Source organism: Ectobacillus polymachus, assembly GCF_048159605.1.
Classification (GTDB): domain Bacteria; phylum Bacillota; class Bacilli; order Bacillales; family Bacillaceae_G; genus Ectobacillus; species Ectobacillus polymachus.
In genome coordinates this window covers 288,218-315,201 of record NZ_JBLREB010000002.1, presented here as the reverse complement: position 1 = coordinate 315,201, position 26,984 = coordinate 288,218, and the positions used below count along the sequence as shown (strand labels likewise).

Below are 26,984 nucleotides of genomic sequence, written 5' to 3'. Positions count from 1 at the left end.
CTTTAGTGCTATTTTAATAAAAAATTATCTAATATTTCAAAATGTTTCTCAGCATTCTTAGCTTGTTTGGAAACATCTATTAAATTACTTGTCATAGATTCAAAAACCTCTTCTGGTTTCAAAGCATACATATTCTTAATATCAACATAGCTTCCATCAAAACTAACATCTTTCATGACATTTGTCATTTTGCTACTATAAACAATTGGGTATACTGGTTTATTATATACCCAACCAAGAATCATAGAGTGAAATCTTGTTGCAATAACAAAACTGGATTTTGCTATAACATTTAATGTTTCTTCAATATTTAGTTTATAAAGATGGCTGTTTACTTTATGTAAATTTACTTTTGGAATTAGACTCATTATTGCATCAACAGCTTCTTTATCACCTTCATTTTCACAAAATGACATAAGAGTTACCTTGTAGCCTCTTTCAATAAAATGTAGTGTAATATCTTTAATCTTTTTATAGTATATATCATCATATTCATTTAAATTTTTCCTAAACGATGGTTTTATTACAGATATTACAATAGTACTTTCTTCATTCTTAATATTTTTCTTTTTTAATTGAAATATAATATCAGAAGCCATCCTAACATTACTTAAATCATTAAATATTTCATAGGAATATCTTTCTCTAAAACATATATCAGTATATCCTTTAAATAATTCTTTATATTCTTGATAAAATTGTAAATCTGTATATGGGCCAAAATTAGCTCCTAAAAGATAAAAGGGTTTATCTTTAATTCGCAAATTCTTATTATATTGTATACGTCTTTCCCAATTTTCTCCTTGAATAAATAAAGATCCTCCAATATTAACTCCTGCATCACAACTCTTAGATATTTGTTCTTGTATGGAATAGTTAATTTTAAATCTTTTTAACAAAAAATTTATTCCTCTATTAATAATAGTATCACTAGGAATAATACTGATATTATTTATTTCCTTTAAAGTAAGGTTATATTCATGTGGAGCATATAGAATAAATTTTGTTTTGGGATACCTCTCACACAATATTTTTATAAATAAATCATCACCAAAATTAAAATTTGTATATGCATATATCATTATCTGTTTCACTTTATCATTCCTCGTATATTAGTAACAAGAATCTTCACTCTGTAACCTTTCGAAACAATTGTTTGAAAAGTACTTTAAAAAGGATGCAAATTTGTCTTGGTAATAAATCTTATGAACTCATATTTTTATTAACAGTCGTTGTCTAGTTTGTGCTATGACAAAGATAAATAATTTTTGAATTTTTTCACTTGATATAGAAATTCTGCTGTTCAGTAATCCCACCGACATTCTAATTCCAAGCTGATCCTTTACCTTTCTAAGATAATTAGGCTTTTTATAATTCCGCTATATGTATTAATCAGCTAAAGACTCGTTTAAATATCTATCGTTCTGCATTAGGCTGTACTTCTTTTAAGTCTTTATAAAATACTTGTTTGTTCATTTAGACACACCTCATTATGATTAGTTAATTTTTTAATAAACTGTGTCTACTTTTGAGTCTAACTTCATAACAATAAACTATTTTTTATAGAGGGCTTAAAAAACTAATTGTTATTATATTTGGTATTCGATAATATTGGCCTTATTTTATCTCTTATAAAAGTTCTAATCATTAAAAAAATATATATTGCATTAATTGATTTACACTTTATTAAAAATCCAATTATTCTTTGTTGAAATCCATTTTTTTTGAAGTACTTAATGCTTCTCCTTACACTATCATCAAACACTATATTTTTTATTTGCTCTTTTTTATTTATTCTAGTTAATCCACTATCTTTATGAAATAGATTAACAAGACACCCTACTACATTCCCTGAATAATTCTTCTCAATAAATAGTTTATTATTCCCTGAATAATTCTCCTTACTCAGTAAAAAATTTCTTATATTTTGAAATAGCATTTGTTGAGTTTCAAAAAAAGAAGGTTTATAACTAACAGTGAGAGATTTCTCATTACTAAATTTAATATAGTTATATAATTTATCTTTTATAATAGCTATGTTATTGCAATCGTTTAGGTATTCAATATTAAATAAAAGATCTTCCCCCATATTTAGATTTTCATTAAATTGGATGCTATTATTTTTTATTATTTTTTTATCATACAATTTATTACATGGGGAATTAATTAAACCATTCTTTAAGAAATCACCAAAATTTTCCACAAATTCTTTAGATGTAAAAATACCATCAATTGGCGAACTAAATTCTTCGATAACATTTCCTAGTTTGGAATTAATTACCTTAATACCACAAATCACCAAATTATTTTTCTTATTCATTGCGTTTATTAACTTTTCGGTCATATTAGGTTCAATACTATCATCCGAATCAACAAATTGGATGTATTGTCCTTTAGAAGCACTAATTCCCATATTTCTTGCTATTGAGGGGCCACAGTTTTTTTGATGTATTACTTTTACATTCTTATATTTATTTACATATTTATCACAAATTTCAGCACTCTTATCAATTGAGCCATCGTTTATTAATATTACTTCAATATTTTTATATGTTTGTGCTAATACACTTCTTATACAGTTATCGAGATATAATTCAGCATTATATACTGGAATAATTATACTAACTAGATTTGAATATTCCAAAATAAATCACCCTTTATACCCTCTCAATAGTGGAATTTTATGAAATCCCTCTATTCATTGTGATAGTCTATATTTTTTAACTTTAGCAGGAACTCCTGCTACTATTGCATAGGGGGGGATATCTTTACTTACAACTGAACCTGCTCCGATTATTGCACCAGTTCCAATACTCACCCCAGGCAAAATAATTACTCTTCCCCCTATCCAAACATCATCACCAATATTAACAGGTTTTATGTCCATAAACCCTTGCTCACACATGGGTATGTCCGTTCGATCAAAACAATGGTTAGCGGTGTAAACTATACATTCTGGCCCCATCATAACATTGTTACCTATAAAAACTTTAGATCCTATTCTTGCATTAATCCCTATTCCTGAATTATTCCCCAATGTAATTTGAGAATCAAATTGGGCATCTTTTTCTATATTTACATTTTCACCGCATTTTTCTAGTATTAACCCCCCACAGAGTCTTCTCAATGTTTTTGCTCCAAAATTAAATCTACTATCTGAATAAGGCAATCGTTTTGCAAGAACATGGTAAATAATTTTTCCAAAGATTCTTTTGTATTTTTTATCCATTTGATTCTACCTTTCAAGTTATTTCTAAAGTAAGTTTTCAATTAATTATTTCCATTTGTAATAAATAGACTTATGACCTACTATTTTTTTTAATAAAAAAGGTATATATAATAAATAGAAAACATATAGATAAAATTGTATTACGGTACAATATACTTGCTGTTCCACGAATCATAATGAACAAGCTAAATATCGGTATAATAAAATATGATACTTTTAAAAATTCTCCCCTCAACAAATAATACTCAAATTTATTCGATACCTTTCCAACAATTACCCCTATTACTATTGCGGCTAAATAGGATAAAAACTCAAAACTATAATAAAGTTCACCAATATAAGAGCCACCAATAGCGGGTACATTTAGAAGTAGGACGTAGTTGGAAGATGCGTTGATTTTTGTAAAAATACCATTGATATTTGGAAAAATAGACATAAAATTCGTCACAAACTGTAATCCATGCGAATATTCAATTGAATTTGGTACTGCTAACATTGTTAGACATACTGTATATATTGTACCTCCAAACTCATCTAATGCCCCAAAAATTGGATTATTATGTAAGTGTTTGAAAAATGCATTACTCACAATCTCAAAAGTACGTGAATCCATACTTCTTATATCGGCCATAGTATTAAGAAAAGTAACAAGTAAAAACGCTAAGAAACTAAGAAAAATAGTTTTCTTTAAATTTACCCTTGTATTTGTAGATTTAATAAATACATACATTAGTATTACTATTGAAACAATTTGATACATCCTTCCACCACTAAACATTGTAATTACTAAATAAGAGCTATAAATTAATAACACTACTAATGACTTTTTAAGTTTCTTACCGTATCCCATTATTAAAAGGGCTATGCCAACTAAGTGAAAACGTGCATATAAACTTAATAACCCATTTGCTTGAAAATCAAATACACCATTATAACCCTGTTCAAATGCTATTATCATTGATTTAACAGAATAATAGACTTCAAATGGAAATGTACAAGAAAAGATTATCCAACCTAATCTTATAGCCACCTTAGATTCAGCATAATTAGAAACAAAGGGTGTATTATAACTAAATCCTTTTTTTAGATTCGAAAGCATCACCCCAAAGGCAACTAATGATATTATTAACAAGCTAAATATTACTGCTTTTTTATAAACATCTGATCCCATTACCATAGCAACATCTAATTTGAATTTATAGTTATTATCGATACCCTTTAGTAAAATTTGTCCTAAATGAAATAAATAAGAAAATATTAAAAACATACTAGATATACTAAATATTTTAATACCAATAAAATGTAGGGAAAAAAATGTAATTAGTATATGAGACAATGTAATCCAAAAGAATATATTAAGCCATAGGCCATATTCAATAGAATTGAAGGTGTATAACAGAAAAAATACTATAATTAAATAGAACATATAAAAAGTTAAAATTAATACACTTCGCCATTGATCACTAGTTTTCATATAAGTTCTCCAGTAGATTAATTGTTGAAAATATATCAAATCCTTTTTCAATCAACTCTTTAGATTTATTTATTCTTTTTACTTTCTCTAATTCTAATATTTTTGTAGCCCAAATACTTGCATTTTCTTGTAGGGACAAGAAATTAACTAATTCAGTAATTTTTACTTGTGTTGTAATATTTTTAGATACAATACAAGGAACCCCAGCTGCTTGGGCCTCAATCATCGCTACTGGAAATCCCTCATAAAGTGAAGGAAAAACAATAATATCTATTGCTTGTAATATATCTACAACATCTGTTCTCATTCCAGTTATTATAACACTATCTTCTAAATCCAAATCTTTAATTTTATTCTCGACTAATGGGCGTAATTCACCATCACCAACTATTAATAGTTTTGTATTTTTTCTCAATCTGTGAAGTTCATAAAATATTTCAATTAAAAATTCATGATTTTTAGCTGCAGTAATTCTTCCAATGTGACCAATTACTAATTGCTTATCTAACCCAAATATTTGACGCACCTTTTCTCTTTTCTTCTCATCAAAAACATAGTTTTTAATTACTATTCCATTGTTAATAATTTTCCCACTTTTTCTAAATAGTTTTTCACCATATAGGAATTCTCCAGCTTCTTTACCACAAGAAAAGAAATCAGTTGCATATTTTTGTATCAACTTTTTCATAATAATTTTATATAGTTTATAAACTATATTTTCTTTGCGACCACTATCAGTACTATGAGAATGAGAAATTCGTTTTCTAATATTGCAATCATATGCGACTTTTAATGTCAGCCCATTACTTAAAAGTGTATGTGCATGAACAACATCGTATTTACCTTTTATCAAAATCTCTTTTAAGTTTCTCATGTAGTTTATATAACCTTTACTGGGGTGGGGTATATGAATTACCCTAGAACCTAGTTCAACTGCCTCTTTCTCATATTGACCAACGTCTTTACCAAAAACTAAAAAGTCACATTGAAAATAATCTTTATCGATATAGCGAGCAAAATTCATAACAGTATTCTCGGCGCCACCTATATGAAGTGATCCAATAACTTGTAGGATTTTTATTTTTTTATTCATTTACATCATACCCATTTATATTATTTTTTTAGTACAATTTGTTAATTTAATTTATACTTATCGTATCTACTAATCAAAAAGCCACCAATAATTCCAATAACATTCATAAAGACAGAGGAATTCAAATAATATTTTCTTTTAGATAGTTTACTTTGAAACAAAAATCTATAATAATTAATGAAACCTTTAATTTTATATTTAAGTGGTATATTATAGCTTATTAACGTTTTATAATATAATAATGTTCCTCTTATATTGTTAATTCGTAAAAATTTAGACCTCTTTGTTAAACCATCCTCTAAATATTCACAAATATATATAATTTCGTTAATCCATCTCATTTTATACATACTGCCAAGTCGATCCCAAACAATAGCTTCAGTAATAAAGTTTTCTCCTTCAATTTCTGGAAACTTATTTTCTTTTAGAGCTTTAGTAACAAAAGCTTCGGCTTTATCACCCTTAATACCTTTTTTATATCTGTAATCTAATATACTACAATCCAAAATGTACTCTTTATTTTTACTTCCTACTATTTCTGTATTGCTGTATCCTTTTAGTCCAGAGATGCCACAGTACTCTTTTTTATTTATTACAGCCTCCCAATTAGAACTAATAACGTCAAGAGCGTTTTCAGTAAGATAATCATCGCTATCGACAATAAAAAAAAGTTCACCATTTGAAATATCTAATCCACTATTAATAGCTCTATGCTTACCACCATTTTTTTGTTTGTAGTATTTTATTAATATTTTATCGTCCTTAATAAAGCTCTCTATTATCTCATCAATGTTATCTATTGATCCATCATCAACAATAACCCATTCAAAATCTTTAAAAGTTTGATTTAATAGACTTTTATATAGTATTCCCATTAGATTTGCTCTATTATAAACCGGAGTAAATACTGTTATTTTACAATGCAATATACATCCCCTCTTTGTAGTAAAATTCTTTTTATTTATTAAACATTTAATAAAATCACGGTTTAATATATCTGTATACTTCTAAATATTTATCAACCATTCTATCTATATCATAATTTTTCGCCTTATCTTGGCAAGAATCTGCTACTTTGTAATATTTATCCTGATCTTGAATTAACACACTTATTTCTTTAGCTAACCCTATATAATCACCTCTAGTGAATAATACCCCACCACCACTAACCACATCTCTTAATCCAGAAACATTGCTTGCTATTACGGGTTTTCCAGCTGCCATACCTTCTACTGCAGCTAATCCAAACCCTTCCCAGTGTGAAGATAGAACCACAATATCTGAGGATTTTAGTATTTTCTCTATATCACTTCTAAATCCTAAAAAGTGAACACGATTTTCAAGACCCATTTCATTGCTAAATTCTTGTACCCGCTTTTGCAATTGACCTTCTCCAACTAATAATAAATGCATATTTTCTGGTAATTTAGTCATTGCTTTGATTAAAGTTTTTTGATCTTTTTGTGCTGTAAATCTACCTACCATACTAATTATCTTGGTATTTTCAGTAAAATTTTTACTAATCTCTGTTTTTTTATATGGATTTGCATAAATAAATTTCTTTGTGTTTATTCCATTTTCTATAACCTGAAACTTACTAGTTTTGTGACTTTTGATACCTAACCATGTTGTTAAATTTTCCTGAGTCTTCTCGCTTATTGATATAATCTTATCGAAACTCAAATACATAACCTTATCAAAAAATCTATAATATTTTTTTTCTCTTCTTCTATTATGGGTATTGTGCTCTGTAGTAATAAGTTTAGGTTTATTCTTCAGTATAAGTTTCACTGCTAAAGCAGCCCATAATTGAGAAGGAAATAAATGCACGTGTACAATGTCATAATTACCTTTAATAATATGTTTTCTTATGAAAAAGATATTTAATGGGCTGTAAATTTTTTTTAGAGGGACAACTGTAACTTTAATTCCATTTTCTTTTAAATTCTTTCCAAAAACATTTTCTTCATCATTAAGCAGTAGAGTTTCTACTTCAATTCCGGTTTTATTTCTCATCCGTGGTAAAGACTCTTCAATTAGCTTCTCAGCACCACCTGATCCAAGGTGATTTATGATATGAAGTACTCTCAAATCGTTCTCTCCTAGTAAAATAAATTACTTACTTAATCTTTCAATTACAGGATTGTTATATAATCAAAATACCTTAACTAATTTTCTCACTGAATACTTTTATATACAGTTTCCATAACTGGCATAACCTTTTCCATTGTATACCTATTAACAAACTTTAAGTTTTCTTGAGAAAATATTTGTCTTAATTCATTATCTAGATATAACTCTTCAACCTTGCTAGCAAAATCATCTATATCGTTTATTCCTACCACAAACCCATTTATTCTATTTTTCACAAGATCTCTGTTACCTCTACAATCAGTTACTACAAGTGGCAATCCTGTTGCCATAGCCTCCATTATATTTACTGGAAGCCCCTCTTGTTTTGATGATGAAACAGCAATATCAGATAATCCCATAAGTTTGCTAACATCATTACGAAAACCTAAAAACTCAACTTTATCTTTTATTCCTAATTTAATTACCTGTTGTTCATATTGATTCAACAGACCTCCTGCACCTACAAGCAGAAGTTTTATATTAGGTATTCGATTAGATAACTTATGAATCGTTTTTATTAATAAATCTTGATTTTTTCTGTAGCTAAGTTCTCCAGCATAGATTAAAATAAAATCCTTATCTTTATACCCATATTCTCTTCGTAACTCTAGCTTTTTTTCTTCAGAATAGGGTTTAAATTTATTTATACTAATCCCAACCCCATTTACCAATCTAATACTTTTTGTTTTAAATTTACGATTAGCAATTTGATAATCTTCTTGGTTTATTGTAATCAAACAATCTGTATACTTTGATAACCATTTTTCAATAGGAAAATAAATAAACCAGTTCTTTAATGGAGCACCCTCAAAAAAATGAAAACCATGCGCAGTATAAATAACCCTTGTTCCATTCTTCCGAGATTTCTTTGCAGCTATTCTAGTAAGAGCACCCCCCATAGGTGTATGGCAATGAATTATATCGTAATTATTTTTTTCAACTAATATTTTAAGTTGTTTATATATATTCAAATTATTTACTTTAAAAGGAGATCTTTCAAAGGGAAGGTCAAAGAACCTATCACAATATGGTATTACACATTCTTCTTTATTCTCGTAATCATTTCTGGCACATACATGTGTTTCATAGCCATTCTCTTTAAACCATTTTAGGTAGGGAAGGTGAAATACATTAATATGCTTCCTTACTACTGTTGCAACAAATAAAACTTTTTTCATAATCGTTTCTCCGTTAATCTAATAGTTATATTAAAGTCAAGGTCAGCATAGCTATTACTGTATTCTGACATCTTCTTCTCATACATCAAATCCCCAAATACCTTATTAATCGTACTAATCCTGAGCAATTTTATTAAGGGATTTACTAACTTAGTCATCAATATCGTTTTTCTATGTGCTTCAGCTATCAATTTGACCATCTCTGAAGTACACACATATTCTTCATTCTGTGGGAAAAATAATCCTTGACTACAATCATCAATTAACAGCTTTACAAATTCACACAAGTTATCTATATAAATCATACTGCGTTTATTTTCAATGTAAGGGAAAAAAGGAACTTTCAATGCAAGTTTAGCAAGTCTTTGATAATTACCTTTACACCCTTTTCCGTATATCATAGGAGGACGAAGGACTGCAATCTTGAAAGTAACATCTTCTAATGGAGCTATTAATTCTTCTGCTTTAAGTTTAGATTTCCCATAGTTACTCTTAGGTGAAGGTATAGTATCTTTATTTATTATTCCGGTCTCTATACCATAAACACTCATGGAGCTTACAAATATGAACTGTTTAACTTCTTCACTTTTTGCTTTTTGAGCGACTTCATATACTAGATCGCGATTGACTTTATAATAAAACTCCGAGTTTTCTTCTGTTTCTTTAATATGCGCTATCCCTGCCACATGAAGCACAACATCATATTTCGAGAAATCTTTCTCTTTCCACTCATCCGTCCGAAGACTAATTTTATCTACCGAATATGTATCCGGATATTGATCCAGCCATTTTTCCACACTATTTCCTATATAACTATTAGATCCTGTAATCAGTATATGTTTCATTTCGCTACAGTCTCCTTTGACTTTGCTCCTGTTCCGCCTTCAACAACACCATCACTTTTCAGAACACTCTTAATCGTCCCAAAGAAGCATTTGATGTCAAATGCAAAACTCATCTTTTCTACATACTCCCCATCTAACTTTGCTTTCACCTCGATAGGCAGCTCATCTCTACCATTAATCTGCGCCCAACCCGTGAGTCCAGGTAGAATCTCATTGGAACCATACTTATCCCGCTCTGCTATTAAATCATATTGATTCCAAAGAGAAGGACGAGGTCCAATAATGCTCATTTCTCCTCTTAAAATATTGAAGATTTGAGGAAGCTCGTCTAGGCTTGTTTTTCTAAGAAACTTACCTACTTTTGTAATCCATTGATCAGGATTTTCAAGAAGATGAGTAGGTGTATCCTTAGGAGTGTCGATTCGCATCGTACGAAATTTCAAGATGTAAAAATGCTGTTTATGAATTCCAACACGTTTTTGTCGAAATAAGATAGGTCCCTTGGAATCCACTTTAATTGCTAGAATTAATACTAGAAAAACAGGGGATAGGACAATAAGCCCAATCAGTGCAACGATGAAGTCAATCACTCTCTTAAACTTTGAATACATAACACACTCACCTACTTAATAGTTTGGATATTTTTCTATTTTCTGCTACTTACAACTACTCCTGATTCAATCTTTGTATTTGCCATTACAACACAATGTGATTTCACAATGGCACCACAATCAATGTGACAACCGCTTTCTATGACGGCATCATGATCAACTATTGACCCTATGCTGCATATACAACCTCTACGGATGACCACATTTGTATGAATCATCGCATGCGGCATCACTACTGTCCCAAAATCAATAGTAGCGGATGGGCTCACATATGCTGATGGATGGATAAGGATAGGAACAGTATATCCAAGATCCTCTAGCTTCTTAATCCATTTCATACGAAGTGCACTGTCTCCAAAAGCTGGAATCACATAGTGGTATGCATGTTTCAACTTCACTACATCAGCGCTTGTCCCAATGACAAATTCCGAGCTTGCTTGGTCATCAAGAAACCGAATTTCCCCAAAGCTTCCCATCGCTTCCGCAACTTCTTTCACCGCTCTGCCATGACCACCTGCACCAATAATTAACAAATTGTTATTCATCTATTTAACCTCTGTTATAAGAGTCTACCGTTAATTTTTGATGTAAACTTTATTATTCGCAAATTCCAGTAAGGTGTATCGAACCGCTTCTCCATTCATTTGCTTGAACTCATCAAGGAAATTCATAATTTCTTGCCGATCCTTTAATACAGCCTTCCCAATATGTATTTTCGGGAAAATTTGTTCCTTTTCGATTTCATTGTCATTCAGTAATTCCTCATACATCTTTTCTCCAGGGCGTAATCCAGTAAATTTAATGCCAATTTCATCAACTGTATAACCAGATAATGTAATTAAATTCTTAGCTAAATCCACAATTTTTACAGGCTCACCCATATCTAAGACGAATATCTCTCCGCCCTTTGCTAACGCTCCTGCTTGCATTACGAGTCTGGAAGCTTCTGGTATCGTCATAAAGAAGCGGGTAATATCTGGATGCGTGACAGTAATCGGACCGCCTTTCTTAATCTGTTTCTTAAATAATGGAATAACACTTCCGCGGCTTCCTAATACATTACCGAACCGAACCGCGACAAACCTTGTTTGACTAACACTATCGAGATGCTGCACAATCATTTCTGCCATCCGCTTCGTTGCACCCATTACATTCGTTGGATTGACAGCTTTATCAGTAGATATCATGACAAATGTATTCACATGAAAGGTATCCGCAGCCTCTGCTACATTCTTCGTTCCAATTACATTGTTCTTCACTGCTTCTTCTGGATTTCGTTCCATTAATGGAACATGCTTATGGGCAGCTGCATGATAGACAATATATGGGAGGTGACGATTCATGATGGTGAACATCTTATCACGATCTTGTACGTCTGCTATTTCCGTAATGATCGTAACTGCGTCTTTATATTTTTCACGCAGCTCCATTTCAATACCATAGATACTATTTTCGCCGTGACCAACTAACACGATCGTTTCTGGACCGTATTTCATAACCTGACGACAAATTTCTGATCCAATGGAACCGCCTGCTCCGGTAACTAAAATCGTACGTCCCTTAATCATGCCTGCAATTCTTTCATCATCAAGCTTTACTGGCTCACGCCCAAGTAAGTCCTCTACCTGTACATCGCGAACTTCATTAACGGAAACCTTACCTTCGAGAATGCTTTCTAACATTGGTACAATTTGCGTCTTTACTTCCGTTTTCGCACATTCATTGAAGATAGCATTTATTTGCATTCGATTTAGTGACGGAATTGCAATAATAATATGTTCAATATTGTATTGATTGACGATATGTACAAGATCCTCGGTGGTACCAACAACGGGAATATTAAAGATTTCTAGCTTTTGCTTTCGTTTGTCATCATCAACAAAGGCAACAGGATACAATTTGGAATCCTGATTATGAAGCAACTGCCGTGCCACCATCGTTCCTGCTGATCCGGCCCCGACAATTAACACATTCTTCTTATCATTACTTTTCGTAATATAAGTATCGCGAATGATTCTCCAAGCAAACCGTGAACCCCCCAGTAAAATCATATGAATCATCCATGTAACCGCTAAGATGCGAAAGTAGACATCTCCAGATATAATTTCTTGTACAATGGCTGTTATGGCAATCGAAAAGCTAACAGATTTAAATATATTAAGAAGCTCTCTAATACTTGCATATTCCCAAGCTTTCTTATACAACTTATAATAATAAGCAAAAATATGATGGCAGATTAATAACGTAATAGAACTAATAATTAACCGCTTAGGAAGTTGATACAATGCCGTCGGATGAATGAACCAATAACTTAAATACACAGATGTAAGAACAATGATGGAGTCTAATAGAATTAAAAAAGATAACCGTGTTCGATAGCTCAATCGTATGTCCCCTTTCTATAAGAATTACTAAAAGTGCTAGATATTTTTTCTCTATATAGAGAAAAGATATCTAGCGCTTTTAGCTGGATATATATAAGATATGGGCCTCTAACCCATCCTTTCGCACCACACTCCTGACGACTGGCGTCTAAGGCTCTTTACTTCCCACAGTGTGATCGAGTGCCTCCATTGATATCGGTGAAGGAGACATTACCGCATAAAGAATTAGAATATCCCAAATAGTTTTTTTCTTCGTAACTCTTGCGGTTCTTGCCTATATACAGCTCTTCCTGCAAGAATCGAGTAAGCTTGCTCTTGGAATAGAGATAGCATTTCCGCATCAAATTCATCGTGAATAGTTTGATAGGCTTGTTTCAATTTAAATGGACGATTGGTTATATTGTGTGCGTCAGATGCGACGATGTGAACGAGGTTATGTTCGATAAATTGGAGAGATAATTTTTTTATAGATTTGCCAAAATCTCCGGTTAAACTAGATGCCGTTACTTGTGCAAGTGCTCCTTTGCTTACTAAATCAAATAAAATACTAGGATGTTCGGCAATTTCAGCATTCCGTTCGGGATGTGCGATGACTGGAATAAGTCCTTTCATCTGCATGTCATAAAGTAAAGTTTGTGTATATCGTGGTACGTGGTTAGAAGGAAATTCGAGTAAGATATATTTATCCGTTTCATTTAATGTTTGAATGTCATTTTGTTCGTAATCAAGAACAAGATCACCGTAGATTCTAACCTCTTGTCCAGGTCGAATGGTAAGAGGAATATCTTCTTTCTTAAATAAATCCTGCAGCTTGTTTACGGCTTCAACGACTGTTTCTTTATTGTTCATATACCTCGTTGTTTGATGGTGAGGAGTTGCGACAATGGTATGAATCCCTTGCTCGACTGCTGCCCTCGCCATCAAGAGACTTTCCTCTTCGTTTTTAGGGCCATCGTCTAGACCGGGTAAGATATGACAATGTAAATCAATCATCGCAACTCTCTCCTTCTGTTATTCTTCTGATCCGTAATAATAGTAATATTGGCTTTCCTTTTGTTTCTTTGCATTTAATACAACGCCAAGCAGCTTCCCTTTAGAGTTCTCTAACAAGCTCTTTGCCTTTACCGCTGCTTCTTGCTCTGTCTGACCGCTGCGGACAATCATAATGATTCCGTCTACGATATTAGCAAGTACCTGTGCATCTGTTACCGCAAGAACAGGCGGGGTATCAATAATCACTAAATCGTAATGATTATAGGCTTCTTCGATTAATTCTTTCATTTTGCTTGATCCAAGCAACTCTGCTGGATTTGGCGGAATGGCACCGCTTGGAAGGAAATCTAGATTTTCCACGAGCGTTGGCGTAACACATTTCTCAAACGTAGCCTGCTTCGAAAGAATACTTGTTAATCCAAATAGATTGTCCACATGGAACATCGTATGGATCGCTGGTTTGCGTAAATCCGCATCAATAAGAAGGACTTTCTTCCCTTGCTGAGCAAATACGACAGCTAAATTAGCAGTTGTTGTTGTTTTTCCTTCAGCTGGACTAGATGATGTAACGAGAAAAGACCGGATTTCCTTATCTACAGAAGCAAATTGGATATTCGTTCTTACATTCCGATATTGCTCAGAGATCGGAGATTTGGGTTCTTCTTGAGCAATTAATCTTCGAATTATTTTCGGTAAGTGTCTTTGTTTACGAGCCAATTGTATGTTCCCTCGCTTTCGAACGTGAAGCCAACACTTTCTCCACTAATTTCTTTTCTTCCATTTGCGCAATAACTCCTAAGATTGGAAGACCAAGAATAACCTCTACATCTTCTTCTTTCTTAATGGTGTTGTCTAAATATTCAAGCAGGAACGCAAGTCCGGCTGAAGCTATAAGCCCGACAACAAAAGCAATCATAATATTAGTCGATGGACGAGGCTTAATAGGACTTCCTTCTTCCACTGCCTGCGACAAAATTGTCGTATTATCCACACTCATAATCGTAGGAATATCTTGTTTAAAAACATTCGCAATTTCATTTGCAATATCTTTTGCTTTCTTCGGATTGGAATCCTGTACGGTAACAGAAATGATTTGGGAATCCTTTTCGCTTGATACCTTCACTTTTCCATTTAATTCTCCCGTACTCATATCCAAAGACAAATTCTTTATCACACCATCTAAGATAGCAGGACTCTTAATAATGCCTGTGTATGTATTGATAAGCTGTAAATTTGTTTGTACATCACCAGCTGTCATAACGCCTTGCTGTTTCTTCTGATTTACGAGAATTTGTGTAGATGATTCATAGACTGGGGTAGTAAAAAAGAAACTAACAATCGCACTGATTAACACTGCTGCAAAGGTAATACTAACGATCATAGAAAATCGTTTTCGTAAAATAAGAAATAACTCTTTTAAACTAATCGTTTCTTCCATATGCTCCTCCGACGTAACAGATTTAATTATGTAAAATTATCTAACACTAAAATAATATGTTAATATATAAAAAATAAAATTGATAGTGCTTTCATGATTTTGACAACTATTATTTTCATATTACGACAAGACACGTAATGATATGTGACAACTATCCGTTCAGCACAGCTAATTATACAAAATTTTCCTTGTTCCTACAAGGTAATTTCTTGATTCTTAATATTAACTTTACATTAGAAAGTTTTGCCGCGATAACGTTTGGTACTTGAATATATGTAATTTCAAATTCTAGATTCCTATAGTTCCTGAATAAGAATTTAATCTTTTATTTGTGCCGTATTACACAATAAATTTTAGCTAGAATACACTATATACTCTATCCTGTAGCCGATCTATTTTTCATTTCACTTCATACCTAGTTCGCTTTTAAGAAGAATAATAAATTATATCAATATAATGGAGAGTGGCCCATATTCTCTTTCAACAAAAACTAAAGTTTTTCGACAAAGAATGCATCACAATACAAATTATACATAAATTCCCTTGGATACACAATGAAATTGAAGATATTTTTGTAAAAGTATTTAATAAGATTAACGAAACAGACATGACAAATTCAAATTCTGTCACATAACCTCACACACTTGTAGACGAATAGAAACCTATAAACAAACAAAAAAACCATTCCTTTTAGGAGTTAATACCTAAAGAAATGGTTTTCTTATTTTTATTTATGTGGAATCACAACAAACGCATTCGGCAAATACCGCATTCCGACAGCAGTATCGGTAGCTGGCTTTAATTGCAGCTCGCCTTGGTTAATCATCGTTGTCGAACCTCCTCCATCAAGAGCGAAGGCATTGACGCAGTTGTATTTCTTGAATAATTTCACCATATCATTCATCGATGCGCCTCTATGCTGTTTATTCCAGTAGAATCTTCCATCTGTTGCGATCATAATGACATTCCCTTGTGCATCCTGGCCAATCGCTGTCCGCGGCGCCCAGCCATAGCCGCTTTCCACTTCATCTGTTACAGCGTCTTTCCCATCTACCAAAAGCTGCGGTCCAAAGGAAATCGCCTGCGTAACACCCATATTCTCCAATTCGTTGATGGAATAAGATCCAGTAATGAATTGTCCTTTTTTCGTAAAGCCACCCACAAGGTAGCGCGTATTCTTATCAAAACCTGGCTCACTATGGACAACCCCATCCCCGATCACAATCCCAATCACGGTGCCGCCTCTGCCAACTCCATTTGTATCCTGGAATCCGCCAGCATTAATTCCCGCAACGGCCCCATTTTCCTTAATCAAATCAGAAAGAGGCTGCCCTTGATCCTTCAGCCTACTGCTTACTAAATGAATCGTAGTTGGATCATTCACCTTCATAACCTTCGCCGTATAATTCGCTGTTTCAACCGTGTCTACCGAGACGTTAAGATCAGACTGCGCAGCAAACGCCTCTACTGCATTCGACCTTTCACTAGGAGGCATATGAATTGCCGCGTTCAATTTCTGAATCTCTGCATCTGATAAAAACCACTTCGCATACTGCGGATGCTGCGAAGAAAGAATCGAGCCTGCTATCATTTTACGAAGCTGGAAACCAGAATCCGTGAAATAAAACCACCCTAGCCCAAGCCCCATACATACGACAAAGGTAGAAATGATGTATATAAACAATCGTTTTTTGTGTTGTTTCCTTCTACGTTCTTGACGCATACTTTCACCTTTTTCTATATTCTATTTCATTACTTTCATTTTCACCTAACTATCATACACTAAAATTACTATATTTAGATATCTTATTTTTTAGTAAATAATAGAATTGGAGGTTTAATTTTTATTTGGAGGCAGGCCTGCACTTTACCCTGTACTATAGTACAGGGTTTATAATGTACCTGAGGTGAATAGGGTGAGCTATCTGATTAGTGAACTTGCAGCAAAATGCGGAGTCAATAAAGAAACCATACGCTACTACGAAAGAATGGGGATCGTCTCAGAACCTTCCCGAACACCATCAGGATATAGAGTATATCCAGCCGAAATGATTCATCGTATACAGTTTATTAAACGAATGCAGGAATTAGGATTTTCTTTAGCTGAAATCAATACATTACTTGGAGTCGTCGACAAAGATGAGGAACGCTGTAAGAATATGTATGATTTCGTCATGCAAAAAATAGAAGAAGTACAAAAGAAAATTAGCGATTTAAAACGAATCGAACATATGCTTGTTCAACTAAAGGATTGTTGCCCTAACGAAAAATCTCTACATGAATGTCCGATTATCGAAACGTTAATGAATGAAGAAAAGAAATAATACATTGTGAAGGCGGTAGAAGAATGGGAGCTTGTTGTTGTAACACGAAAATGGAAACGGATGCTGAATGTCCATCCTGTAAGAAGAAAGCAAAACAAGTAAAGCTGGTTACCGTAAAATCATTGCTTAAACCAGCGGCATTAGAAACAGTAAACGCGAATGCTCAGCACTATTTCTGTTCAACCGAGGATTGTGATGTCGTTTATTTTGATACAAATCATAAAACATACCTTGTATCTGACATAAAGGTAGCCGTACATCAAAAGGATGACGCAGCACCAATTTGTTATTGCTTCGACTGGACTAAAGAAAAAATAAATCAATCTGTTGAAAAAGGACTCACTCCCGTAGACCATATTCGTGAGAACATCAAAGAAAACCGCTGTGGGTGCGAGGTGAACAATCCTCAAGGTAGTTGTTGTTTAGGGAATGTTACGCAATATATCAATGAACTAAGCGAATGAAAAAAGTGCCAACGAAAAACACATTGTTTTTCGTTGGCACTTTTTCTGCAGTCTCGAATCAATTAAGGTTTAAAGAATAATGAAAGAAAGTTGTATCTTTTTGATATCCGTTCTTTTCATACAATTTTTGGGCAATCTTATTGTCTGGAGCAGTCTGCAGTTCTAATGACTTTGCTTCAGTTTGCAGAGCATACTTTTTCGCAGCATCTAAAAGCTTTTGTGCTACACCTTGGCCTCTTGCTTCCTTGAGAACATATAAATCATTTAAAATCCACATTCTTCTCATTGAAACAGATGAAAAGGAGGGATATAGCTGCGTAAAGCCTACATATCTTCCTTCTTGTACAGCTACAAATATCACGGATTCTTGATTATTAATACGTTCTGCAAGAAACGTTGCTGCACCCTCAAGATCAGAAGATTGATTGTAAAAAACACGATATAAATTAAATAGTTCAGAAACACCTACTAAATCTGTTATTGTCGCTTGATATACCTCCATTTTTCATCCTCCTTTAACAACCATGATATCGTATCTTCCAAGTTATCTCAATTATCCTAATTTTTTGATGCCGATTCCTACTAGAACAAAAAAAGCGCCTAAAATTTTAGGCACCTTTCATTCATCATTATTTAATTGCAAATGTAATCTCCGCTTCGCATGCAAGCTCACCGTTCACAGTAGCAACCGCTTTTCCTTTGCCGATTGGTCCCTTCAAGCGGACAATTTCCACTTCTAGACGCAACTGATCGCCGGGCATTACTTGGCGTTTGAAGCGGCAGTTGTCGATTCCTGCGAAGAAGCCGATCTTGCCTTTGTTTTCTTCCTTAATAAGCATCGCTGCGGCGCCGACTTGTGCGAGTGCTTCGACAATAAGTACACCTGGCATAACAGGATAATCCGGGAAGTGACCTTGGAAGAATGGTTCGTTTGCCGTAACATTCTTCAAGCCAACAGCACGTTTCCCTTCTTCGATTTCAAGGATTTGGTCAACAAGTAAGAATGGATAACGATGCGGAATAATTTCTTTAATTTGTTGAATATCTAACATACAGTTCGCTCCTTTATTCATATTTCAGTCGTGCAAGGAAGTAACCCCCCAGCTTTCGAACCTTCGAAGCTGATGAGGACAAGTTTCTCATTCATTATCCCATTGTAAGCATGATTTGTGAACCGTATTCGGAATTTGCGGCATAAAAAAAGCATACACTCTAACTTCCGAAAGCAAATATTAGGAAGCAATTGATTTTACCTTTTGACACGGAGGTAAAGTCAGAGTGTATGTCCAAGTTAGGGGAAAGGCAATATGCAATTTTCATTCACTAATGAATTTAGAACATTATGCCTCATGTGTCGTATTCACTATGATTATAAATGCTATATACCAAAAACAAAAACCCCAAATACATCAAAAATCATGAAAAGATGTTGCATAATGTCGGTTTTTCTCATTTATGCTCGGTTTTTCTCGTTTTTATACCGATTGTAAGATTTTTTTTAATTATAGTTAACATAAAGTGAAACTTCCCAAAAGTAGGGGGGCTCTTTCATTCCCCTACTTTTGGGTTAGCCCGCCCAATCGGACTTTTACTGGCAGTTGCCCCCTACTTAGCCTTCTTCGGTTTCTCTTAAGCCTTGAAGTGGGGGCTTACTGCCAGTTAAAGCGGGATAATGTGATTGTTTCGGCGGTTTTTATACATCCCTTACTCACGCTTGCATCTGCCCAGAAGCAGGACAAAAAGAGAAAAACACAGTGTATAAAATATACACTGTGCGACATAAAGAACGAGGTAGCAGGATATTAAACTAAACCGCGTCTTGGTAAACGATCAATATTATCAAGCATTACGCCTGTTCCGATTGCAACACATTGCATTGGATCTTCTGCAATAAGAACTGGAACCTTCAATTCTTCAGCAAGAAGCATATCGATACCGTGTAACAATGCTCCGCCGCCTGTTAAAATGACACCGCGGTCGATAATATCAGCTGCAAGTTCTGGTGGAGTACGTTCCAACACACCTTTAGCAGCTTGTACAATAACAGAAGCATTTTCCTTAAGCGCTTCTTGAATTTCCTCTGATCCAACTGAAATCGTACGAGGCAATCCTGTTACCATATCACGTCCGCGAATTTCAATGGTTTCGCTACGAGAACCTGGGAATACAGTACCTACTTCGATTTTCACGTTTTCAGCCGTACGATCCCCGATTAATAGCTTGTACTTGCGTTTAATATAATTCAAAATTTCCATGTCAAACTTGTCGCCAGCCATCTTGATACTAGAGGAGGTAACAATATCGCCCATAGAAAGAACTGCGATATCCGTAGTACCTCCACCAATATCCACTACCATATTTCCGTACGGTTGGAAAATATCCATACCTGCACCAATAGCAGCTACCTTAGGCTCTTCCTCAAGATAAACCTTCTTACCGCCAGACTTCTCAGCAGCCTCACGAATCGCCTTCTGTTCAACAGACGTAATATTCGTAGGACAGCAAATTAAAATGCGTGGCTTAGACATGAAACCTTTCACATTCAATTTATTAATAAAATGCTTTAACATCGCTTCCGTAATTTCGAAATCTGCAATGACTCCATCCTTCAACGGACGAATGGCAACAATATTTCCAGGCGTACGACCAACCATACGTCTTGCTTCTTCTCCGACTGCCAACACTCTACCCGTATTACGATCTATTGCCACTACAGAAGGTTCATTTAATACAATTCCTTTACCCTTAACATGAATCAACACATTCGCTGTTCCAAGATCGATACCAATATCCTTCGAAAACATTCCAGATTTATCCTCCTTGATAGTACACTCTAATGAGTCACGATTTCTTATGCACCTAGTTTACAATTTTAGCATATCTCATTCTGAAACGTAACTAAACGTGGAGGATTTTCTTATGGAAATTTTACAAATATTAATTGGAACCATCTGAAACATGTCATGTCTATTGCCTCACCGTCTTCTCCGTATCCTCTTTTCTATACTTCTGCTTCGTCGCCTCACCACCCCTTAAATGCCGAATCGACTTATGGTAATCAAGAATCTCCTTCACCTCATTTGCCAAATCCGGATTAATCTCAGGAAGACGCTCCGTCAAATCCTTATGGACTGTACTCTTCGACACACCAAATTCCTTCGCAATCACGCGAACCGTTTTTCTTGTCTCCACGATATATTTACCTATCTTGATTGTCCTCTCTTTGATGTAATCGTGCACACCACTCGCCTCCCCGAATTGGATGTGAGAAGCGTGAAATGAGACTCGCAGTCTGGCTCTATAAAGTAGGTTCGAGTTCTTCTCGTTGGACTTGGCTGACTTATGATTTATGATAAACTGATCCACGATTTCTCACCTCAAACACTCTCTTTGATGGGTTTATACCATTGTATGGACCCTATTCAAGTTATATGCCAATAGGTGTGCAAATTTGTCTAGAATTTGACGGATTTAGGGTGATTGGATTGAGGTTTTTTTTTGGGGGGGAGTTTGATTAAGCATATCGCGCAAATCCCTGACTAACAGGAAAATAAAAAGAATCGATTTTGACTGATCAAAATGGATTCTGCAGTTTGGTAGTTCAGGTGAATTTTATGCTGATTTTTATTTGGATAGACCATCTCGATTAGTACTGCCGCCGATAGATAAGCAAATAGATAAATTGAATTAATTGTACTAACATGACTACTAGAACAATAGCATCTTGAAATTGTGAATAAGATAGCTGGTGATACTGATTGAAGAAATACAGCAGACCCCAACCTCCTAATATAAACGGGAAAGCTTTCGAACGGGATTTATCAAGAATCAATTTCCCTCTTTCATCACGACCTTCATGCAGCAAAAAGCGTCTTGAATAATAATAGGATGCAAGATAGAGAACAACAGTCACAATAGCTAGCCATTTAATCATTTAACTTACCTCCTTTAGGTGTGTATTGGGATATATCAACATTCATATCTAGCACTGGGGGTGTGGTGGAGAAACTGGGTGGGGGATTCTCTCCTTTTTTCGCGGAAATGGGGTTTCGTTGATAAACCCTTTAGTTTCGTCGATAAACTCTTCGTTTTCGTCGATAAATCCTCCAGTTTCGTCGATAAATCTTTCGTTTTCGTCGATAAATCTTTCGTTTTCGTCGATAACTTAATCTGGAGCTCCTTTTTCTTCCTCCGAACCGGTACTTTTGCCGTTACACTTCGGATTTTCGCCGTTAAATTCTGTATTTTCACCGTTAACCTTTTCCGGGAAACCTCTTTCTTCCTCCGAACACGCTCTTTTGCCGTTACACTCTTGAGTCTCGCCGTTAACTCCTGTTTTTTCGCCGTTAAACCTCTGTTTTTCGCCGTTAACCTTTTCTGGAAACCCTCTTTCTTCCTCCGAACTAGCACTTTCGCCGTTACACTTCGGATTTTCGCCGTTAACTCCTGCATTCTCGCCGTTAAACCTCCGTTTTCCGCCCTTAACCTTTCCCGAACACGCTCTTTCTTCCTCCGAACACGCTCTTTTCCCGTTACACTTCTGGTTTTCGCCGTTAACTCCTGTTTTTTCGCCGTTAACCTTTTCCGCTGACACTCTTTCTTCCTCCGAACACGCTCTTTTGCCGTTACACTTCAGATTTTCGCCGTTAAACCTCTGAATTTCGCCGTTAACCTTTTCTGGAAACCTTCTTTCTTCCTCCGAACTAGCACTTTCGCCGTTACGCTTCGGATTTTCGCCGTTAACTCCTGATTTTTCGCCGTTAAACCTCTGTTTTCCACCGTTAACCTTTTCCGCTGACACTCTTTCTTCCTCCGAACACGCTCTTTTCCCGTTACACTTCTGGTTTTCGCCGTTAACTCCTGATTTCCGCCGTTAAACCTCCGTTTCCCACCGTTAGCTCATTCCGCGGCGCCTTTTTCTTCCTCCGAACCCGCACTTCCGCCGCCGTTACTCCTCCTCGTCTTCCGCAAGTTCTTCCTCCTCTTCCAGTAGTTCTTCTTTTTCGTCCAAGGAGATCATTGGTGTATTTGCCATTGCTTGTAGTAATGCTTCGAAAGCATCATCACGCTCCATTTCATCGTCTGGGAAGTGGACGATAATAGGATCTTTCAGCATATCGATGATGAGACTATAAGTAGAAATGTTTGTTTTATAATACCGGTACGCCCAGAGGAAGAGGATTGCAGATAGAAAAAGCCAAAACAGCATGACATAGAAAGTCCCGTTCATGCCTTGGAGCACAAACAAGGAGCGAATACCAAATAGAACGCAGGCAGCGCCCCCTATCATAAGCGGGATCTCCCACGGTCGTTTGGCTGATATTTCTCTTTTTTCAAGCCCGAATATGTATTTTGCTGAGTACATTTTTCCTTTATATTGGAAATAAGTCCACATTACTTCTAAATCTTTTCCTCGAAAAAGAACTTCCTCTGGTTCATACAATGGCATATCCGTCCCTCCCTTTGTTTTACATCTATTATAGAGGGAAATTCCCTTTATTTCCAAAACAAAAAAGACACCTCAATCAAGAAGAAGTGTCTGTTGTTGCTTTGAAATAAAGCTTGATCATTTCGTAATGGTGTTACTAAGGCAATCGCGCTACACTTTGTTTACCATTTGATTTACTGTTTATATGTTTCGTGAGTGGGGTTCCTTGCTTATAAGATAAATAAAAAAACAGACTCTATAAAGAGCCTGCCCTGAGTTTGGTTTTATTATTAAGCTTTACGCACGTTAGCTGCTTGAGCTCCACGTTGACCTTGCTCAACATCGAAAGTCACAGCTTGACCTTCTTCTAAAGATTTGAAACCTTCGCCTTGAATAGCTGAGAAATGAACGAATACGTCTTCTCCGCCTTCACGTTCGATGAATCCGAAGCCTTTTTCGCTGTTAAACCATTTTACTTTACCATTTTCCATTTTTGTTGCCTCCTAGTGTGAAAAACACACATTGTGTTACTATCCTTGCTCTCAGTGATCATCAAGGCGAAAAGTTTTACTAATACTATCCTTTACACCGAACAAAAATAATTCTTATGTAGATTAACATTTTTCACAAGTATTTGCAAGAAACATACAAGCGACCATTTTTACAACTCGTGAATTTACGTATCTGGTTTTACATTCTTTTGTTGTTCTTATCCAAGTAGAGCGCCCTATCATGCAATAACCAAACTATGCCATCATCCCTGAAATTACTTACTTCTATTTTCCCCGGACATCAATTATAATGCTACCAAACAGTTACGTAGGCATCTAAAATTTTCAAGGAGTAGAAGATATGATTTTAACATTATCCAATTCTGAAAGAAAACGACTATTAACTCCCATTAAGAAAACAATTTTACAATACAACATGATAGAAGAGGGTGATAGAGTAGCTATAGGCTTATCTGGTGGAAAAGATAGTTCAACTTTATTGTATATATTAACCATTCTAAAAGAGCACCTTCCATTTCATTTTGATCTCATTCCGATTTCACTTTCACTAGGGTTTGAGGATTTAGACATATTGCCCTTAAAAAAGTTTGTTAAAGAACTTGGACATGAGCTCTACATAAAAGAAACGAACATTAGTCAAATTGTTTTTGATTATAAGAAAGAAAAAAACCCTTGTTCCTTATGTGCTAACTTAAGGAGAGGGACCCTTTTTGAATATGCAGCCTCATTAAATTGTAATAAATTAGCTTATGGTCACCATTTAGATGATGGTATTGAGACATTTTTTATGAACCTTTTTTATGGAGGAAAATTAGGTGTTTTTAAGCCCATAACCTATTTGGATCGCTCTAACATTACCTTAATCCGTCCAATGCTTGCTATCGAAGAAAAGACAATCATAAATTTTGTTAAAGCAAAAGACATCCCCATTATACATAACCCTTGTCCGGCTGATAAACATACAAAACGCGAAGAAATGAAAGACCTTGTTAAGGAATTAAGTACGAAGTACCCTGATTTGCGTCAAAAATTTATGAATGGGGCTATGAATGTTCAAGAAGAGGATTTTTGGAAGAATAATCAAAAGACGAGATTCTAGTCTCGTCTTTTGCTGCAATTTACCAACCAATCATTGAAGCCCCTTTATTAATTTCGTGAGCTCTTTAAATCTAAGATCGAGTTCCTCATATTCTTTATTATTTGGAGTCATAAAGCTAAGCCTCCCTAAGACTTCTTGTCGTTCTGTTTCAAGCGTTAAACGCAATTCATCATTATCATCTCTTTTTGGTGATGATTCCTTCTCATTAAATTCCTTAAATACGGTATGATTTGAAAAAATGAGCTTCATGTTTGTTGTTTTTTCAAGAAAATAGCGATCGTGTGATACGACCAATAAAGTTCCATTATATTGCTCTAATGTTTCTTCAAGTTGTTCACGGGATGGCAAGTCAAGATGGTTCGTAGGTTCATCTAGGATGAGTACATCTTTTTCTTCTAGAATATATTTCATTAACTTACACTTCACACGCTCACCCATGCTCATATTACCAATAGGCTCTGTCCACTGAGAATCCAGGAATCCTAAATGTTTCATTAAATTTCGTACGTGCCCTCTCTCTGCAAATGACTCTTTATCAAATAACTTTTCAGGAGTTTGATAAAGGGGCAAGTCAAATACTTCTTGAGTTAAATAGCCAATATTTGCTGATGGAGAAACCCAGATATCGCCTTTGGTAACTGTTTCTTTTCCGGCTATCATATTCAAAAGGGTCGTTTTTCCACTCCCATTTGGACCTGTAACCGAAACCTTTTCTCCGTGCTGAATGGTAAAATTAGCACCTTTAAAAAGTTTTTGTCCATCAAAAGACTTTTCTAAATTTTTAACTTCTAAGAATCGCTTGCCTACTTTATGATTCGATTTTAATGTGAAATTCACTTGGTATTCAGCCTTAGGCGCATCAACTTTAATTTTTTCTAGTTCTTTTTCAAGACGCTTTTGTTTTGATTTTACTTGTGAATCCATTCGTTTCGCTTTAACACGATAGTATTCTTTAGGGAATTCCTGTTTTGTTGATTGTGCGTGAGCTGATGTTGACCATGATGTTAGTTGATTCATTTGACCTTCAATACGCTCTTTCATCTTTTGTTGTTTCTCATATTCACGCTCTTGTGTAAGTCTTTCCCTTTCACGAAATTTCATATAACTCGTGTAGTTACCACTATGACTAATGAGCTTTTGGTCTTCAATTGACCATATTTTCGTGACAACTTTATCTAAGAAATAACGATCATGTGATACGAGAATAATGGTACCTTTATAACTTTTAATTTGGCTAATCAGGAAGTCCGTACCCTGTTCATCGAGATGATTTGTTGGTTCATCCAACAATAATATGTCCGTATCTTTGGCTAGTCCTTTGGCAAGGCGTGCTTTTAATCGTTCTCCTCCACTTAAATTCGAAAATTCACGGATTGGAACATTCCACTTCTTTAATAACGCTTCTTCTTGAGAAGTCACCTCACCAAAGGAATAAGACTCGGTTTCTTGTTCAACCATCGTGATGATAAGATCATTCTGCAGGTGTTTAATTTGTCCTTCTGTTGGTGGAAAGTCACCGTTCAGTAATTGCAACAACGTTGATTTTCCAGCACCGTTTTTACCTATGATCCCGATAATATCCCCTTGTTGTACATTCGTATTTATATTTTCAAAAACAATATGATTTTGAATTTCAACCTTTATATTTTGTAACTGCATGAGTTCTAACAAATAGAATCATCCCTTCTTTTTCAGGGAGAATAAAAAATCCTCCCAAACAATTTTGGAAGGATTAGTCAAATCGCACTTTTGCCGTACTCAAATAAGCTAGTTAGCATC

At 34.7% G+C, this 26,984-nt stretch carries 28 protein-coding genes; 3 read left to right on the top strand and 25 right to left on the bottom strand.

Annotated features, from left to right (window positions below):
- Nucleotides 1-8: 8 nt before the first annotated feature.
- From ACM5BR_RS12120 to ACM5BR_RS12045, 16 genes are all read right to left on the bottom strand, one after another.
- Nucleotides 9-1,094, bottom strand: coding sequence for a polysaccharide pyruvyl transferase family protein (locus ACM5BR_RS12120; protein WP_416828190.1), 1,086 nt, complete (start codon nt 1,092-1,094; stop codon nt 9-11).
- Nucleotides 1,095-1,579: 485 nt separating this feature from the next.
- Nucleotides 1,580-2,644, bottom strand: coding sequence for a glycosyltransferase family 2 protein (locus ACM5BR_RS12115; RefSeq protein WP_416828188.1), 1,065 nt, complete (start codon nt 2,642-2,644; stop codon nt 1,580-1,582).
- 54 nt (nt 2,645-2,698) lie between these two features.
- Entirely contained in the window at nt 2,699-3,229 is a 531-nt protein-coding gene (locus tag ACM5BR_RS12110; RefSeq protein ID WP_416828187.1) for an acyltransferase, read from the bottom strand.
- 70 nt (nt 3,230-3,299) lie between these two features.
- Nucleotides 3,300-4,703 (bottom strand): O-antigen polysaccharide polymerase Wzy, encoded by a 1,404-nt coding sequence (gene wzy / locus ACM5BR_RS12105; protein ID WP_416828186.1) that lies wholly within the window; start codon nt 4,701-4,703, stop codon nt 3,300-3,302.
- Entirely contained in the window at nt 4,693-5,796 is a 1,104-nt protein-coding gene (locus ACM5BR_RS12100; protein WP_416828185.1) for a glycosyltransferase family 1 protein, read from the bottom strand. The genes wzy and ACM5BR_RS12100 overlap by 11 nt, the downstream gene beginning before the upstream one ends.
- 41 nt (nt 5,797-5,837) lie before the next feature.
- On the bottom strand, nt 5,838-6,722 hold the full coding sequence (locus ACM5BR_RS12095) for a glycosyltransferase family A protein (RefSeq protein WP_416828184.1): 885 nt from the start codon (nt 6,720-6,722) through the stop codon (nt 5,838-5,840).
- A 55-nt stretch (nt 6,723-6,777) separates the two neighbouring features.
- Complete coding sequence (locus tag ACM5BR_RS12090) at nt 6,778-7,887, bottom strand: glycosyltransferase (RefSeq protein ID WP_416828183.1); 1,110 nt, start codon at nt 7,885-7,887, stop codon at nt 6,778-6,780.
- A gap of 86 nt (nt 7,888-7,973) precedes the next feature.
- Nucleotides 7,974-9,107: a glycosyltransferase family 4 protein gene (locus ACM5BR_RS12085; protein ID WP_416828181.1), complete on the bottom strand. Its 1,134-nt coding sequence runs from the start codon at nt 9,105-9,107 to the stop codon at nt 7,974-7,976.
- The gene (locus ACM5BR_RS12080; RefSeq protein ID WP_416828180.1) at nt 9,104-9,952 is read right to left on the bottom strand and encodes an NAD-dependent epimerase/dehydratase family protein; all 849 of its coding nucleotides are present in this window, start codon (nt 9,950-9,952) and stop codon (nt 9,104-9,106) included. Before ACM5BR_RS12080 ends, ACM5BR_RS12085 begins: the two co-directional genes overlap by 4 nt.
- Entirely contained in the window at nt 9,949-10,563 is a 615-nt protein-coding gene (locus ACM5BR_RS12075) for a sugar transferase (protein ID WP_416828179.1), read from the bottom strand. The genes ACM5BR_RS12080 and ACM5BR_RS12075 overlap by 4 nt, the downstream gene beginning before the upstream one ends.
- A 35-nt stretch (nt 10,564-10,598) precedes the next feature.
- On the bottom strand, nt 10,599-11,108 hold the full coding sequence (locus tag ACM5BR_RS12070; RefSeq protein WP_416828178.1) for a PglD-related sugar-binding protein: 510 nt from the start codon (nt 11,106-11,108) through the stop codon (nt 10,599-10,601).
- Between the two features lie 30 nt (nt 11,109-11,138).
- Nucleotides 11,139-12,947 (bottom strand): polysaccharide biosynthesis protein, encoded by a 1,809-nt coding sequence (locus ACM5BR_RS12065; RefSeq protein WP_416828176.1) that lies wholly within the window; start codon nt 12,945-12,947, stop codon nt 11,139-11,141.
- 225 nt (nt 12,948-13,172) lie between these two features.
- Nucleotides 13,173-13,940 (bottom strand): tyrosine-protein phosphatase, encoded by a 768-nt coding sequence (locus ACM5BR_RS12060; RefSeq protein ID WP_416828175.1) that lies wholly within the window; start codon nt 13,938-13,940, stop codon nt 13,173-13,175.
- Between the two features lie 18 nt (nt 13,941-13,958).
- Complete coding sequence (locus tag ACM5BR_RS12055) at nt 13,959-14,663, bottom strand: CpsD/CapB family tyrosine-protein kinase (protein ID WP_416828592.1); 705 nt, start codon at nt 14,661-14,663, stop codon at nt 13,959-13,961.
- On the bottom strand, nt 14,647-15,378 hold the full coding sequence (locus ACM5BR_RS12050) for a YveK family protein (protein ID WP_416828174.1): 732 nt from the start codon (nt 15,376-15,378) through the stop codon (nt 14,647-14,649). Before ACM5BR_RS12050 ends, ACM5BR_RS12055 begins: the two co-directional genes overlap by 17 nt.
- Nucleotides 15,379-16,105: 727 nt before the next feature.
- Nucleotides 16,106-17,101, bottom strand: a complete 996-nt coding sequence (locus ACM5BR_RS12045) for a phosphodiester glycosidase family protein (protein ID WP_416828173.1) — start codon at nt 17,099-17,101, stop codon at nt 16,106-16,108.
- A 193-nt stretch (nt 17,102-17,294) separates the two neighbouring features.
- Here ACM5BR_RS12045 and merR point away from each other — a divergent pair, with 193 nt between their 5' ends.
- Entirely contained in the window at nt 17,295-17,702 is a 408-nt protein-coding gene (gene merR / locus ACM5BR_RS12040; RefSeq protein WP_416828172.1) for an Hg(II)-responsive transcriptional regulator, read from the top strand.
- 23 nt (nt 17,703-17,725) lie between these two features.
- A complete protein-coding gene (locus ACM5BR_RS12035; RefSeq protein ID WP_416828171.1) occupies nt 17,726-18,166 on the top strand; it encodes a putative iron-sulfur cluster-binding metallochaperone in 441 nt (146 codons plus the stop codon).
- 58 nt (nt 18,167-18,224) lie between these two features.
- Here ACM5BR_RS12035 and ACM5BR_RS12030 read toward each other — a convergent pair whose 3' ends face one another.
- The 8 genes from ACM5BR_RS12030 to ACM5BR_RS11995 all read right to left on the bottom strand — a co-directional run bounded on the left by ACM5BR_RS12030 (nt 18,225) and on the right by ACM5BR_RS11995 (nt 24,085).
- Nucleotides 18,225-18,668: a GNAT family N-acetyltransferase gene (locus ACM5BR_RS12030; RefSeq protein ID WP_416828170.1), complete on the bottom strand. Its 444-nt coding sequence runs from the start codon at nt 18,666-18,668 to the stop codon at nt 18,225-18,227.
- 127 nt (nt 18,669-18,795) lie between these two features.
- Nucleotides 18,796-19,218 carry a 3-hydroxyacyl-ACP dehydratase FabZ gene (fabZ, locus tag ACM5BR_RS12025; protein ID WP_416828169.1) on the bottom strand — a complete coding sequence of 141 codons (423 nt, stop codon included), beginning with the start codon at nt 19,216-19,218 and terminating at the stop codon, nt 18,796-18,798.
- A 750-nt stretch (nt 19,219-19,968) separates the two neighbouring features.
- A complete protein-coding gene (mreB, locus tag ACM5BR_RS12020; RefSeq protein WP_416828167.1) occupies nt 19,969-20,970 on the bottom strand; it encodes a rod shape-determining protein in 1,002 nt (333 codons plus the stop codon).
- A gap of 163 nt (nt 20,971-21,133) precedes the next feature.
- Nucleotides 21,134-21,406 carry a sporulation transcriptional regulator SpoIIID gene (spoIIID, locus tag ACM5BR_RS12015; RefSeq protein WP_416828166.1) on the bottom strand — a complete coding sequence of 91 codons (273 nt, stop codon included), beginning with the start codon at nt 21,404-21,406 and terminating at the stop codon, nt 21,134-21,136.
- Nucleotides 21,407-21,812: 406 nt separating this feature from the next.
- Complete coding sequence (locus ACM5BR_RS12010) at nt 21,813-22,100, bottom strand: hypothetical protein (RefSeq protein ID WP_416828164.1); 288 nt, start codon at nt 22,098-22,100, stop codon at nt 21,813-21,815.
- Between the two features lie 231 nt (nt 22,101-22,331).
- Nucleotides 22,332-22,967 carry a hypothetical protein gene (locus ACM5BR_RS12005; RefSeq protein WP_416828162.1) on the bottom strand — a complete coding sequence of 212 codons (636 nt, stop codon included), beginning with the start codon at nt 22,965-22,967 and terminating at the stop codon, nt 22,332-22,334.
- 147 nt (nt 22,968-23,114) lie between these two features.
- Complete coding sequence (locus tag ACM5BR_RS12000) at nt 23,115-23,615, bottom strand: hypothetical protein (protein ID WP_416828161.1); 501 nt, start codon at nt 23,613-23,615, stop codon at nt 23,115-23,117.
- Nucleotides 23,616-23,884: 269 nt separating this feature from the next.
- Nucleotides 23,885-24,085: a cold-shock protein gene (locus ACM5BR_RS11995; RefSeq protein ID WP_028401851.1), complete on the bottom strand. Its 201-nt coding sequence runs from the start codon at nt 24,083-24,085 to the stop codon at nt 23,885-23,887.
- Nucleotides 24,086-24,446: 361 nt separating this feature from the next.
- Here ACM5BR_RS11995 and ACM5BR_RS11990 point away from each other — a divergent pair, with 361 nt between their 5' ends.
- Complete coding sequence (locus tag ACM5BR_RS11990) at nt 24,447-25,205, top strand: tRNA lysidine(34) synthetase (RefSeq protein ID WP_416828160.1); 759 nt, start codon at nt 24,447-24,449, stop codon at nt 25,203-25,205.
- A 30-nt stretch (nt 25,206-25,235) separates the two neighbouring features.
- Here the strand turns inward: ACM5BR_RS11990 and abc-f are convergent, their stop codons facing one another.
- Nucleotides 25,236-26,864 (bottom strand): ribosomal protection-like ABC-F family protein, encoded by a 1,629-nt coding sequence (gene abc-f / locus ACM5BR_RS11985; protein WP_416828591.1) that lies wholly within the window; start codon nt 26,862-26,864, stop codon nt 25,236-25,238.
- Nucleotides 26,865-26,984 lie beyond the last annotated feature (120 nt).

Coding starts and splice junctions, on each gene's coding strand:
- abc-f (WP_416828591.1), bottom strand. CDS start 26,864: ATGCAGTTACAAAATATAAAGGTTGAAATTCAAAATCATATTGTTTTT.
- ACM5BR_RS12035 (WP_416828171.1), top strand. CDS start 17,726: ATGGGAGCTTGTTGTTGTAACACGAAAATGGAAACGGATGCTGAATGT.
- ACM5BR_RS12110 (WP_416828187.1), bottom strand. CDS start 3,229: ATGGATAAAAAATACAAAAGAATCTTTGGAAAAATTATTTACCATGTT.
- ACM5BR_RS12010 (WP_416828164.1), bottom strand. CDS start 22,100: ATGATTAAATGGCTAGCTATTGTGACTGTTGTTCTCTATCTTGCATCC.
- ACM5BR_RS11990 (WP_416828160.1), top strand. CDS start 24,447: ATGATTTTAACATTATCCAATTCTGAAAGAAAACGACTATTAACTCCC.
- ACM5BR_RS12045 (WP_416828173.1), bottom strand. CDS start 17,101: ATGCGTCAAGAACGTAGAAGGAAACAACACAAAAAACGATTGTTTATA.
- ACM5BR_RS12070 (WP_416828178.1), bottom strand. CDS start 11,108: ATGAATAACAATTTGTTAATTATTGGTGCAGGTGGTCATGGCAGAGCG.
- ACM5BR_RS11995 (WP_028401851.1), bottom strand. CDS start 24,085: ATGGAAAATGGTAAAGTAAAATGGTTTAACAGCGAAAAAGGCTTCGGA.
- ACM5BR_RS12050 (WP_416828174.1), bottom strand. CDS start 15,378: ATGGAAGAAACGATTAGTTTAAAAGAGTTATTTCTTATTTTACGAAAA.
- ACM5BR_RS12060 (WP_416828175.1), bottom strand. CDS start 13,940: ATGATTGATTTACATTGTCATATCTTACCCGGTCTAGACGATGGCCCT.
- ACM5BR_RS12080 (WP_416828180.1), bottom strand. CDS start 9,952: ATGAAACATATACTGATTACAGGATCTAATAGTTATATAGGAAATAGT.
- wzy (WP_416828186.1), bottom strand. CDS start 4,703: ATGAAAACTAGTGATCAATGGCGAAGTGTATTAATTTTAACTTTTTAT.
- ACM5BR_RS12030 (WP_416828170.1), bottom strand. CDS start 18,668: ATGGAGGTATATCAAGCGACAATAACAGATTTAGTAGGTGTTTCTGAA.
- ACM5BR_RS12075 (WP_416828179.1), bottom strand. CDS start 10,563: ATGTATTCAAAGTTTAAGAGAGTGATTGACTTCATCGTTGCACTGATT.
- mreB (WP_416828167.1), bottom strand. CDS start 20,970: ATGTTTTCGAAGGATATTGGTATCGATCTTGGAACAGCGAATGTGTTG.
- ACM5BR_RS12100 (WP_416828185.1), bottom strand. CDS start 5,796: ATGAATAAAAAAATAAAAATCCTACAAGTTATTGGATCACTTCATATA.
- fabZ (WP_416828169.1), bottom strand. CDS start 19,218: ATGTTAGATATTCAACAAATTAAAGAAATTATTCCGCATCGTTATCCA.
- ACM5BR_RS12000 (WP_416828161.1), bottom strand. CDS start 23,615: ATGCCATTGTATGAACCAGAGGAAGTTCTTTTTCGAGGAAAAGATTTA.
- ACM5BR_RS12085 (WP_416828181.1), bottom strand. CDS start 9,107: ATGAAAAAAGTTTTATTTGTTGCAACAGTAGTAAGGAAGCATATTAAT.